The sequence below is a fragment of the Zongyangia acetica genome (assembly GCF_038739695.1).
In the GTDB taxonomy this organism is placed as follows: Bacteria; Bacillota; Clostridia; order Oscillospirales; family Ruminococcaceae; genus Zongyangia; species Zongyangia gallinarum.
Window position 1 is genome coordinate 77,198 of sequence record NZ_JBBEWN010000011.1, and the last position, 12,390, is coordinate 89,587.

At 53.1% G+C, this 12,390-nt stretch carries 11 protein-coding genes; 7 read left to right on the forward strand and 4 right to left on the reverse strand.

All coding sequences use genetic code 11. The features are described 5' to 3' along the window. Positions 1-30 precede the first annotated feature (30 nt). Complete coding sequence (locus tag WGC32_RS10990) at positions 31-1,179, forward strand: toxic anion resistance protein (RefSeq protein WP_191509396.1); 1,149 nt, start codon at positions 31-33, stop codon at positions 1,177-1,179. Positions 1,180-1,333: 154 nt separating this feature from the next. Continuing rightward, complete coding sequence (locus tag WGC32_RS10995; protein WP_342681952.1) at positions 1,334-2,212, forward strand: damage-control phosphatase ARMT1 family protein; 879 nt, start codon at positions 1,334-1,336, stop codon at positions 2,210-2,212. 111 nt (positions 2,213-2,323) lie between these two features. Here the strand turns inward: WGC32_RS10995 and WGC32_RS11000 are convergent, their stop codons facing one another. Then, on the reverse strand, positions 2,324-6,256 hold the full coding sequence (locus tag WGC32_RS11000) for a GH32 C-terminal domain-containing protein (RefSeq protein WP_342681954.1): 3,933 nt from the start codon (positions 6,254-6,256) through the stop codon (positions 2,324-2,326). Between the two features lie 367 nt (positions 6,257-6,623). Between WGC32_RS11000 and WGC32_RS11005 the strand changes: the two genes are divergently transcribed. Further along, positions 6,624-7,040, forward strand: a complete 417-nt coding sequence (locus WGC32_RS11005; RefSeq protein ID WP_191482057.1) for a secondary thiamine-phosphate synthase enzyme YjbQ — start codon at positions 6,624-6,626, stop codon at positions 7,038-7,040. Between the two features lie 10 nt (positions 7,041-7,050). Next, positions 7,051-7,446 carry a secondary thiamine-phosphate synthase enzyme YjbQ gene (locus WGC32_RS11010; RefSeq protein WP_342681957.1) on the forward strand — a complete coding sequence of 132 codons (396 nt, stop codon included), beginning with the start codon at positions 7,051-7,053 and terminating at the stop codon, positions 7,444-7,446. Here the strand turns inward: WGC32_RS11010 and WGC32_RS11015 are convergent. Both WGC32_RS11015 and WGC32_RS11020 read right to left on the reverse strand, forming a co-directional pair. Beyond that, positions 7,427-7,636 carry a hypothetical protein gene (locus tag WGC32_RS11015; protein ID WP_342681959.1) on the reverse strand — a complete coding sequence of 70 codons (210 nt, stop codon included), beginning with the start codon at positions 7,634-7,636 and terminating at the stop codon, positions 7,427-7,429. The two genes, WGC32_RS11010 and WGC32_RS11015, sit on opposite strands and share 20 nt — an antisense overlap. A gap of 76 nt (positions 7,637-7,712) precedes the next feature. Next, positions 7,713-8,447 carry a MerR family transcriptional regulator gene (locus tag WGC32_RS11020; protein WP_342681960.1) on the reverse strand — a complete coding sequence of 245 codons (735 nt, stop codon included), beginning with the start codon at positions 8,445-8,447 and terminating at the stop codon, positions 7,713-7,715. A 212-nt stretch (positions 8,448-8,659) separates the two neighbouring features. Between WGC32_RS11020 and WGC32_RS11025 the strand changes: the two genes are divergently transcribed. Both WGC32_RS11025 and WGC32_RS11030 read left to right on the forward strand, forming a co-directional pair. Then, positions 8,660-9,373, forward strand: a complete 714-nt coding sequence (locus WGC32_RS11025) for a DUF5131 family protein (protein ID WP_342681961.1) — start codon at positions 8,660-8,662, stop codon at positions 9,371-9,373. Between the two features lie 27 nt (positions 9,374-9,400). Beyond that, positions 9,401-9,820: a flavodoxin domain-containing protein gene (locus tag WGC32_RS11030; protein WP_342681963.1), complete on the forward strand. Its 420-nt coding sequence runs from the start codon at positions 9,401-9,403 to the stop codon at positions 9,818-9,820. Between the two features lie 67 nt (positions 9,821-9,887). Here the strand turns inward: WGC32_RS11030 and WGC32_RS11035 are convergent, their stop codons facing one another. Further along, a complete protein-coding gene (locus WGC32_RS11035; protein ID WP_342681965.1) occupies positions 9,888-11,072 on the reverse strand; it encodes an iron-containing alcohol dehydrogenase in 1,185 nt (394 codons plus the stop codon). Positions 11,073-11,292: 220 nt separating this feature from the next. On the opposite strand from WGC32_RS11035, the gene WGC32_RS11040 reads away from it, so the two are divergent. Then, entirely contained in the window at positions 11,293-12,360 is a 1,068-nt protein-coding gene (locus WGC32_RS11040; RefSeq protein ID WP_342681966.1) for a tetratricopeptide repeat-containing glycosyltransferase family 2 protein, read from the forward strand. Positions 12,361-12,390 lie beyond the last annotated feature (30 nt).

Here is a 12,390-nt window from a genome sequence, read left to right on the forward strand (position 1 = left end):
AATTTGAAATTCCAAAGGAGGAATCTTGGCATGAGCGAAGAAATCAAAGAAGTCCCCAGCTTGACCCTAGAACCTTTTGCAGAAGAAGCGCCGGTTGCGCCTGCCGCCGCGGAAACATCTCCGGCCCAGCCGCCGGAGGAAGCGGTTTTGGATGAGAGCAACCTGACCGAAGAAGAGCGGGAGATGGTAGCGGAGTTTGCGGAGAAAATTGAGCTGAGCAATTCCAATATGGTGATCCAGTACGGCGCTGGTGCTCAAAAAAAGATCGCGGACTTTTCAGAAACTGCCCTGTCCAATGTCCGGACCAAGGATCTGGGGGAAATTGGGGACATGATCTCCGGTGTGGTCACCGAGCTCAAAAGCTTTGATGTGGAGGAAAATGAAAAGGGATTTTTTAGCTTCTTTAAGCGCACCTCCAACAAAATTACCGCATTGAAGGCCAAATATGATAAAGCAGAAGCCAATGTGGATAAAATCTCCCATGCTTTGGAAGGACATCAGATCCAGCTGCTGAAGGATGTGGCGATGCTGGATAAAATGTATGAACTCAACAAGGTCTATTTCAAAGAGCTTTCCATGTATATCCTGGCTGGTAAAAAGAAACTGAAACAGGTACAGGAACAGGAGCTTCCCGTTTTAACACAAAAGGCTAAGGAATCGGGACTCCCTGAGGACGCCCAGGCAGCCAACGACCTGGCGGCGCAATGCAACCGTTTTGAAAAGAAAATCCATGACCTGGAGCTCACCCGGATGATCTCCATCCAGATGGCGCCCCAGATCCGTCTGGTGCAATCCAATGACACCCTGATGTCAGACAAAATCCAGTCTACCCTGGTCAACACCATCCCACTGTGGAAGAGCCAAATGGTGCTGGCGCTGGGTGTAGCACATTCCCAGCAGGCGGCGGAGGCCCAGCGGCAGGTCACCGATATGACCAATGAGTTGCTGCGCAAAAACGCGGAGACGCTGAAGATGGCCACCGTGGAGACCGCCAAGGAATCGGAGCGGGGCATTGTGGATATGGAAACCCTTAAACATACCAACGAAACCCTGATCTCCACCCTGGATGAGGTTGTCCGCATTCAGGAGGAAGGCCGGGAAAAACGCCGTGCGGCGGAATTGGAGCTTGGCCGTATTGAAGGCGAGCTCAAGCAGAAGCTGCTGGATATCCGCAAGTAAGAAAACGCAAAGGCCCTCCGAACCCTCGGAGGGTTTTTATTTTTCTATCTCATGGGAAGCGGGCACGTGCTTCTTTAGATTTCATCTGATGGGATCTTGCCTTGCCAAATGCAGGGGAAAGGGGTATCATAAAGAAGACTTAGGAGGGATAGAGATGAATCTCAATGCATCCTGCATCAGCTGTATTGTGGGACGGGAGGAAAAGAGAATCCGGCCGCTTAAGGACGAGGCCATGAAAAAGGATTATATGATCCGGGTGCTGCATATTCTGGCGGAAGACAACGGGGAGCCGGCGCCGGCAAAGTCCATCCATTTAAAGAAGCTTCAGGAGGAGATGCTGGGGCCCCAGCCCAGTTGGCGTGAGACCAACCGCAGCTACAACCTGATGATGCTGAAAACCGAAAAAGACCTGCAGGAAAAGATTGCTGCCGCCAAGGATCCGCTGGCAGCGGCAATGCTCTACGCCAGGGCCGGGAATTACATTGATTTCGGCGCTATGCAGGATGTATCCAAGGAAAAGTTAGAGGAGCTGTTGGACCGGGCGCTCTCCGAGACATTGGATTCCCAAACCTATGAGGACTTTCTCCAGGACCTAAAGAAGGCAAAAAGCTTGGTCTACCTGACAGATAACTGCGGGGAAATAGTGGCGGACAAGCTGCTGATTTCCCAGCTGCTCCATCAATTCCCCGAGCTTCAGATCACAGTTGTGGTGCGAGGAGAAGAGGCGGTCAATGATGCCACCCTCATCGATGCCAGGGAAGTTGGGCTGACAGAATTGGTGCCGGTCATCGGCAACGGTACAGCCATTCCGGGAACGTATCTGCCGGCGGTTCTCCCTGAGGTGCGGGATCAGATCAAGACGGCGGACCTGATTATCTCCAAAGGGCAGGGGAACTTTGAGTCTCTCCACGAATGCGGGCTGAATATCTATTATCTGTTTCTCTGTAAATGTGAGCTCTTTACCCGGCGGTTTGGAATGAAACAATATGAGGGCGTTTTTATCCGGGAGAAAGATGTGAAGATAAAAGGATAAAAACTTCTGACTTTGATATCACAAAAGGGGCAGGCGGTTTTCCGCCTGCCCCTTTTGTGATGAAGTTAGGAAATGAAAGGAAGTAATCAAAATTTAAGAGGTAATCAATGGTTATTTTCTCTTACGAGAGATTCCTATGGTGATGGCAACACTTCCAGCTAAGAAGGCCAAAGCCATGGGAATTCCACTGTTGTCACCGGAGGAAGGATTGGTCTTGCCTGTTGTAGAGGAGGATCCTCCATTGTTCTCTGAGCCGCCCTCAGGCCAGGTGAAATCGCTGCCTCCGCCGGGGATGGAAGGCTTAGCGGTGGCTGGCGGCCCCTCCGGGTCTTCCGGTTCCACCGGGATGTCTGCTTCCGCCCGGGTGACTATGAGGGTATAGACGGTTTCCTCACCGCCAGTATCCCTGACCAGGACCTGGATGGTGTTGTCTCCGACAGCCAGTGAGATATCTCCGGAGGCTGTACCGCTGGCGACCTCAACACCGCCGATAAAGACGCCGCCCTCCCCGGTGAAGGTGGGGGTGATGGTGATAGAATCTATATCATATCCCACAGACGCGCTGTAGTTGAGGACGTCGGAAGCAAAAGCAGGATCCAACCTGCCTTCTGAAAGCTCCAGCCCGGTGAGGGTGGCAGGATCTTCGGATTCAGGAGGCGTGGGAAGACCCTCTGGACGGTCCATTTCCCTCCAGGTGGATTTCATGGAATAAATCTCCATGGAATCGATGGTCACATTGCCGCCGGCGGTGAAGAATTCCATGCCGGTGCTGTCGGGATCATTGTAGTAGAAACTGTTGATGGAGGCTTCTCCATCATTGCCAAAGACATCAATAATAGAGGTATCTACCAGGATCCGCAATTTTACTTTGCCATCTTCCATGGGAGACAGCGCCATATCATAGATGCCGCTGACAATGTCGGGACGTCCGTTGCTGTTGCGGTCTAAGGAGATACGCTGGGTTTCCGTGTTGTAGGTGACGACAACCTTCTGCTGTTCTTTGGTGCGAAGGTTAAACCCGAAGCTTGTTGCGCCCTCCGGAGTAAATGTGGCCTCGATGTCATAAAGCTGGCCGGTAACATCTTTTAGGATATTCTCGGTGTCCGGGGTGACGGTGAGGCCTTCCGCAGAGTAGATCAAATCCTTGCGGATGGAGTCCACCTCCTCCACAGGATAGGAGTTAAGGCGGTATTGGCCATTTTCATAGATGAGGGTAGTCTCCAGGGGCAGGGACTGGGCGCCTTGCCAGTTTTTATTGTCAGCGGGACTGAGGAAGTTATCCCGCATCCAGCTGACCAGGATCCGCCTGCCCTGGGGATCATTGTAGTAGCTCTGGGTGGCATACATCTCACCCACATACATGGGGGAGATAGCGTCGGTTTCCGCTTCGAATTTATAAAGCCCGTCTTCGTCTTTGACCAGGTCGCCCACCACATAGAAGGTGCCGCCGCCGGTATAGACCCATTTCACGTTGTCAGGATCCCCGTTGACAGGCAGGGGGAATAGATCGGGGCACTCGGAATGGATTTCCCCGCCGCTGGCGTAGGTGAGTTCGTCGTTGAGGGTCCATTCGATAAGGTTTTCGGAGGTGAAGATCCGCCCGCGGCCGCCAGCCACAATCATCAGCCAGATGCCGCCGTTTTTATAGCTGTCATCTTCCATCCAGAGGATCTTGGGATCACGGAATCCTTCTCCGTATTTATTCCCTTCATTTTTGATGATGGGATTTCCCTCATATTTGATCCAGGTGGTACCATAATCGGTAGAATAGGCCAGGGATTGTTTCTGATTTCCGTAGGTTTCGTCGCCGCCCTGGTTGGTATAAATGGCGACCAACCGGGAAGCGGGAGGTGTGCTTTCATCAAATAGGCCGCTGGTATTCTTTTCGTCAATGACGCCGCATCCGGACCAAATATTGCCCAGATTGTCCGCCGGAATGGCTACCGGGAGTTCAGTCCAGGCGACCAAATCCTTGGAGATGGCATGGCCCCAAGTGGTACCCTCCCCAGCGGCGTACTGGTAATACAGGTGATACAGGCCGGTGGTGGCGTCATACATCAGGCCGTTGGGGTCATTCATCCAGTTTGCCTCTTCGGAGAAATGAAATTGGTTGCGGTATTTTTCGGTGTAAGCGATAGCAGGATCCTGCTGCCGCTTGATTTTAAAGTTGGTGGATGTGACAAAGCCGCTTTCCTTGTCGGCAATTGAAAGGACAAAGGAATTTTCCCCTACTTCCAGAGGAACCTCGCAGGGCTGCCCATTTTCGGCTGGGATGCCATCAATAGTAATGGTGCCCTCTCCTGAAATTGTGGGGATGAAGGTGACAGATTCAGTGTCATAAGGGACAAACCCGCGGTAGTTATAGACGTCGGGGGAGAAAGCGGGCAATAGGTCAAAGCCCTCGGTCTCCAGCCCGGTGAGCAGGGAGATGGAGGAAGGATCCTTTTCCTCATAGTAGACGTTTTGGTAGGTGGCGGTGCAGTTATAGAGGTTGAGACCGAACACCCCCTCAGCCAGCTCGTCATTGGAGCCGGTGACGGCCAGCACGTCGTCTACATAAAGGTTGAGGGCCGGGCCGTAGGTTTCCACCCGGATGTGATAGGTGTCCTTGTTTTCCGGCAGCTGATAGGTGTTGCCGATCTGGGCCTCCCCGGTGACTTCTCCCTCCGCGTTCTGGGTGAAGCGGAGGATGCGGGCGGTGCCGCCCCGAGAAAGTGTGGCAATATAATAGGCGGAATGATCTTCTTTGGCCCGGAAGATGGGGCCGCCGGCGCCGGCGCCGTTGAAGGTTAGATCCATTTCATAGACAAAGTTTTTAGCGCTGGTGGTGGAAAAGGCCGCAAAGTTGAGCGATCCAGTGCCTTGGTATCCCTCTTCCATGTTGATCCACTGGCCGGTTTGGCCCGCCCAGCCTTCAATATTGGTCTTGAAATTGGGCACCACCGGCGGTGTATTGTCGGTGAATTTGATGTTTTCAAATTTGGCGGCGCAGTTAAAGGTCATGAGCCCCACATAGCCACCGTTCAGGCGGGGATAGTTTTTCTCAATGAGACGTTCGCCATCCACATCTACATAGATATCCCCTTCAGCAGTAACCTCCACCCGCAGATGGTAAGGCTCGGTGACAGAATCGGGAAGGACGGCATAGACCTGCAGGCCGTTTTCAGAATCCTGCCAGGTCCCTTCACAGAACAGACGGACCTGTCCGCCGCCCAGATGGACGCCGCACCAGGAGCCGCCACTGTCAGTGGGGGAGAGGCAGTCGAAGATCAGACCGCCGGTAGCGGCGCCGCCCAGGAAGGTGACATCCGCCTCATAGACAAAGGCTTCAGAATAAGTCTCGGAAATGACCTTGTTGTTTTTATCCGGCACCTCGGCGGGTACCTCGTTGATGGTAACCACGCCGTCATGGTCGATGGTGAAATAGTTTCCCGAAAGCTCCCCTAAGGCCTCGGAGGGCGGCGGGGTGGTGTCGGTGAACTGGATGTTCTCAAATCTTGCTTTGCTGGAATAGGTGGTGAAGCCCACATAGCCGCCTTCCAGGCCGCTGTAGGCTTTGTTGATGACCTCCGTCCCGTCCACAGAGACGATGATGGCGGTCTGGGTGACCTCCAACCGCAGCTCATAGGGTTCCGCCGCGCCGGAGGGAATGCCTACGATCTCGTTAAGCCCGTTTTCGGTGTCGGCATAATTCCCCTCGCAGAAGAGCCGGACACTGCCGCTGCCGATGTGCAGGGCGCACCAGTTAGCCCCGGGATCGGTGGGGGATTTGGCGTTGAAAAGCAGGCCGCCGGTGCCTCCCTCCAAGAAGCTGAGGTCTGCTTCCAGGATAAAAGTTTCTCCGTAGGTGTCGGAGATGACAAAGTTATTGCCGTTGACGGTGTTGGCGATGACGGCATCGCCCTCTTGGGTAAAGCTCCCCGAGAAATTGCCCAGGGGGCTTTCCGCTGACGCCGTCAAGGGGATAAACATGGTGATCACCATGCTCAATGCCAGCACCAGGGAAAACAGCCGGTTTCTTCTCCGCTTTTTCATCGGTTGCATTTGCACTTCACTCCTTCTTCTCTCCAGATGATTGTGAAGACATTGGGATAGAGGCTTCATAACTTTCTGCAAAAGCATAAAAATCTTCACAATTACTTATATTAATCATATCACTTTCCAAAATAAGGCTCAATAAAAGAAAAGTTGTTTATAATTTTTGTACAATTAGTGAAATAAATCTAGGGATAATCTCGCAATAAGAAAGAATCATTAAAAAAAGATGTCTATAGTTTTGTGAATTTGACTTAAAAACAAAGCAAAATGTTTTAGAAATGCGTACAACCTTCCTTCCCGGCAATGAAAGACACACCTATGGGGAATAGAACAAATATGGTATAATTATCCCAATAGGGAAAGGAGGATGACAATGAAATCTTATCGGAAAGAACTGCATTTTCACCTGCCGGCCCGGCGGGGAATTGTCAATATTACCCCCCAGGTAGAGCAGGCCCTGCGGGAAAGCGGCATCAAAGAGGGGCTGTGCCTGGTCAACGCCATGAATATCACCGCCAGTGTTTTTATCAACGACGATGAAAGCGGCCTCCACCATGACTATGAAGTCTGGCTGGAAAAATTGGCGCCGGAAAAGCCTTACAGCCAGTACCGGCATAATGGCTTTGAAGACAACGGCGACGCCCATCTAAAGCGGACCATCATGGGCCGGGAAGTGGTGGTAGCCGTGACAGATGGCCGGCTGGATTTCGGCACCTGGGAGCAGATTTTCTACTTCGAGTTTGACGGAAAGCGGGACAAACATGCCCTCATCAAAATCATTGGGGAATAGGGGGAGCGACATGATCTATGAATTTACACTGACTACACGGCAGCAGCAGATGGCGGATATTACCCGGCAGGTCTCCCAAGGGGTGGCGCAAAGCGGTATCCAGGATGGCATCTGTGTGGTCTACTCCCCGCACACCACAGCGGGTATCACCATCAATGAAAACTCCGACCCGGATGTGGTCAGCGATCTGCTCTTTGCGCTGGATCAAACCTATCCTGACCGGCCGGAATTTCAGCATGTGGAGGGCAATTCTGCCGCCCACCTGAAAGCGGGAGTGATGGGATCCAGCGCTACCCTGCTCATTGAAAAGGGACAGCTGGTGCTGGGAACCTGGCAGGCCGTATATTTTTGCGAATTTGACGGCCCCCGTCACCGTCGTTTTTATGTCAAGGTTCTGGGCAAATAAAAAACATCAAGGCAAAACAAAAAGGCTGGCCGAAATCATCGTTTCGTCCAACCTTTTTGCGCTTGTATGCTTTTGGATTTTCGGGCCGGCGGGTGACGGGGCTAAAATCTCCCCAGGTCTTTCTGCGGGCTTTGTACCATTCCCTTTGCTGACGTTTGCTCCGCTTTTCCAGCGGTACAAATTTTTTCATATCCATCATCCTTTCGAAAGGACAGTATACCACAGAAAGAGCCCGGTGTCATCCGCCAGATTTTACAGGACCTGGGCTATTTTACATAGGCGGCAATGGCAGCGCTGAGAAATGCGGCGGTTCCAGCCCCATAACGGCTGTCAATGTTTTGAAGGAAGCGCTCATCCTCCGTGTACATCCGGCCCAAGCCAGCTAAGATTTCCGGGGTGCAGTCATAGTAGTACCGGCTCAGGTGATCCTGCCAGCGGCCTACCAGCGCCTGGGCTTCGGGGGCATCGGGGGATTGTTGCATGTGACGGTGAAAGCCGGAAAAGATCTCGTCCATCTCCTGCTGTATAGACTGCCACTGGGCATCTGTGTAGCCCTGCGCCTTTTTCTGGCTTTGGGCAAAGGCTGGGGTGGCCCCCCAACGATCTTCTGCCTCGGCCGCGTATTTTTCCTTAGCGGCCTGGATTTCACTTTGATCAAACGGTTTCATATCTTGTATGTTCTCTCCTTTCAGAATGCGGTCGATAAGGTCGATGAGCCTCTCCAGCCGCTGCTGTTTCAGGCACAATAGCGCCCGGTGATTTTTCAGCGCCTTGGTCTCGTCAAAGGAGGGGTCAGAAAGGATTTCCCCGATTTCTTTCAGAGGAAAATCCAACTCCCGGAAAAAGAGAATCTGCCGCAGACGGGAGAGGGCCGCGTCGTCATACAGCCGGTATCCCGCCTGGGTGGTTTTGGTAGGGGAAAGCAGTCCGATTTCATCATAATAGTGCAGTGTGCGCACACTGACTCCAGAAAGACGGGACACCTCTTTGACCGTTTTCATCGCAAGACCTCCTTTGCCCGGCTCGTATGGCATTTGCAAATGGGCGGTATTCCGCCCGCCGCCGGCAATACCAGCGGCCCCATATCCATAGCATACCCTATGACGTAAGGGGAGAGTCAATAGAATTTGACAAAAAATTGAGAGAAATTATACTTAATCCGGAAAGATCAGCCCCGGGCGATAGGATAAAATAGACAGAAAGGGGAATGAAGATGGCTGGCTGGAATCCCTGGCACGGCTGCCACAAGATAAGTCCCGGCTGCCAGCACTGTTATGTTTACCGGATGGATGCAAATTATGGCCGGGACAGTTCGGTCGTCACCCAGACCGCGGCCTTCCGCCTTCCGGTGCAGAAAAAACGGAACGGGGAATACAAAATCCCTCCGGGAGAGCTAGTGTACACCTGCTTTTCTTCCGACTTTTTTGTTCCCGACGCCGATCCTTGGAGAAAGGAAGCTTGGAAGATGATCGCCCAGCGGCGGGATCTTCACTTTCTCATGATTACCAAGAGGATCGACCGGCTTTCCATCTGCCTGCCGGAGGACTGGGGCGAGGGCTATGAACATGTGACCATCTGCTGCACGGTAGAAAATCAAGATCGGGCGGACTACCGTCTCCCCATCTATCGGGAAGCGCCCATTCGGCACAAGATCATCATCTGTGAGCCGCTGCTGGAGAGAATCAACCTCCGGCCCTATCTGGGGCCTTGGGTAGAGGAGCTGGTGGCAGGAGGAGAGTCGGGCAACGATGCCCGCCCTTGTGATTTCGACTGGATTTTGGACCTGCGGGGCCAGTGTATCAAAGAGGAAATCCCTTTTCACTTTAAACAAACAGGGGCACGGCTGATCAAAGATGGGCGCATGTACCGAATTCAGAGGCAATATCAGCACAGCCAAGCGGAAAAAGCCGGCATCGATTACCCCTAAGACCATGACGGACGGAGGCAGATCCAGATGAAAGCAGCGGTAGTATACGCATCCATGACTGGAAAAACCAAAAAGGTGGCAAAGGCCATGGCGGCAGCCCTGGGGGTGAAGGCGGTGCCGGTGAAAGAGGCGGCACAGTGTAAAGAAGCGGACCTGCTTTTCTTAGGCAGCGGTATCTATGGCGGAAAGCTTTCTCCCGAGCTTTTGGAATTTGCAAAAACGCTGCAGCCGGATCGGGTGAAAAAGGTAGCGCTGTTTCACCTGAGCGCTACGGAAGCAGCAGCTCCGCCGGATCTGCGGGACATCCTGACCCAGCAGGGCATCCCGGTAGAGGAAGAAGAATTTTCCTGCGCGGGGAGCTTCCTGTTTTTTATGCGGATGGGTCATCCCACCAAGGAGGAGCTAGCTGCCGCCAGGGACTTTGCGGTCCGCTGCGCCAAAGGGTAAATCTCTACTGTCACACAATAAAAAAGCCATTGACTTTTTAAGTCAATGGCTTTTTGCTTTTGGGAATTTATCTGCAAGCCAGATGATAGATGGCCGCGCAGGATTCCTCTGTCATGGGGAGGAAGGCGCCGATTTTGCGCTGATCCAGATGCAGGTTCTTCACCAGGGTGGGGATATCCTCTTCTTTAGCGCCTAGTTCCGCAAAGCTGGTGGGCATACCCAGGGAGCTCCAGAACCGGCGCAGCGCATCAATTCCCTCTTTGGCTGTGTTTTCTGGATGGGCAAAATCCATCTGGCATCCAAAAACTCGCACCGCCATCTGAGCAAAACGGCTAACGTCGTGGTGCTGGGAAACGTATTCCATCCAGGCCGGGCAGATAACAGCTAGGCCCGCGCCATGGGCACAATCATAGAGGGCGGAGAGCTCATGCTCAATGTTGTGACTGGCCCAGTCCTCCTCCCGGCCTGCACCGCAGATACCATTATGGGCCACAGTTCCCGCCCACATAATATTGGCCCGTGCTTCGTAATCGTTGGGGTTAGCGATAACTTTCGGAGCCTCCTTGACCATGGTCAAAAGGACAGCCTCGCAGAGCCTGTCAGTGATTTCCACATCGGGGGTGTTGGTGAAATAGCGCTCCATGACATGAACCATAATGTCCACTACGCCGCAGGCCGTTTGATAGGGAGGCAGGGTCATGGTAAGCTCCGGGTTCATGATGGAAAACTTGGGACGCAGGGCGGGGCTGCCAGCCCCCCGCTTGACCATGCCCTCCTCCCGGGTGATCACGGTGTCGCCGGAACCCTCGCTGCCCGCCGCGGCGATGGTGAGGACGGTGGCTACGGGAAGGGCGGTTTCGATGGCGGGACGGGCGCCCTGATCGTCATAGAAGTCCCAGAAATCCCCATCATAGGGGACGCCGGCGGCAATGGCTTTGGCCGAATCAATGGCGCTGCCGCCGCCTACAGCCACGATAAAATCTACTTTTTCCTTGCGGCATAGCTCGATACCCTCATAGACAAGGCCGCTGCGGGGATTGGGCTGTACGCCGCCCAACACGACATAGGAGAGACCCTCTTTTTCCAGGGAAGCTTTGACCCGGTCGATCAGGCCGCTTCTCACAGCGCTGCCGCCGCCGTAGTGGATGAGCACCCTGGTGCCGCCGAATTTTTTGACATAGGCGCCTGTATTGTTTTCCTCACCCTTTCCAAAGACAAACATGGTGGGGCTGTAAAAGGTAAAATTATTCATTTTCTTCTTCCTTTCCTGTTTGTTTTTAAGAAAAACGGTCAATTACCGCAACAGCTTTATTATAACAAGGAAGCTGACATGATGGCAAGAAGGAGAGAAAAAAAGGAACTTGTTCCAGCATAAAAGATGGGCTGATCCTCGCCAAAGAAAATAAACTCCGGTAGAGGAAAAGAAAGTTTCCGCATAGGATGTAAAAACTATAGAAAGGGAGAGAATATCTTTGGCCAGCGTCAGTCTTTGCATGATTGTCAAAAACGAGGAGGAGGTACTGGCTCGATGTCTGGAAAGTGTCCAGGGGATTGTGGATGAAATCATCGTGGTGGATACGGGAAGCACCGACAATACCCGGGAAATTGCCGGAAGATATACCCATCAGGTTTATGATTTTGCCTGGAAGGATGATTTTGCGGCGGCACGGAATTTTTCATTTTCCAAGGCCCACGGGGATTACTGCCTGTGGCTGGATGCCGACGATGTCATAGAACCGGAGGATCAGGAGAAACTGCGTCAGCTCAAAAGCACCTTGTCCCCAGAGGTGGATATGGTGATGATGCCCTATCACATTGCCTTTGACGAAAAGGGTATTCCTACCTTTTCCTACTACCGGGAGCGGATGATCCGACGGGACAAAGGCTTCCGCTGGCAGGGAAGGGTCCACGAGGTGATCCCGCCGGCGGGAAATCTCCTTTACAGTGACGCAGCGGTGAGCCATCGGAAAATAGGCCCTGGGGATCCAGACCGGAACCTGCGTATCTTTGAAGGGATGCTCCGGGAAGAAGGGGCGCTGGAGTCCCGGCATCAGTTTTACTATGCCAGGGAGCTTCTTTACCACCAAAAATACCAGGAGGCCATCCGGGAATTCACAGACTTTTTGGACGGGGGCCGGGGCTGGATCGAGAATAACATTGACGCCTGCCGTCAGCTGGCCCAGTGCTATGGGGCAACGGGAGAACGACAGCAGATCTTGCCCGCCCTGTTCCGCAGCTTTTTCTATGGAGCCCCGAGGGCGGAAACCTGCTGCGACATCGGCGCTTATTTTATGGAACAGGGGGACTATACCACCGCCATCTTCTGGTATGAACTGGCGGCCTCCCGCCCCCGGGACGACACTTCCGGCGCCTTTGTCCTCCCCGACTGTTACGGCTTTATCCCCTATTTGCAGCTTTGCGTCTGCTATCATCAGCTGGGCTATCGGGAAGAGGCGGTTAGATACAATGAGCTGGCAGGGAAAATCCATCCTGACGCTCCAGCAGTCCTCCACAATCGGGAGTATTTTGCAAACCATTGATCCCGTTTTTGCAAAAGCTGACATCCATTT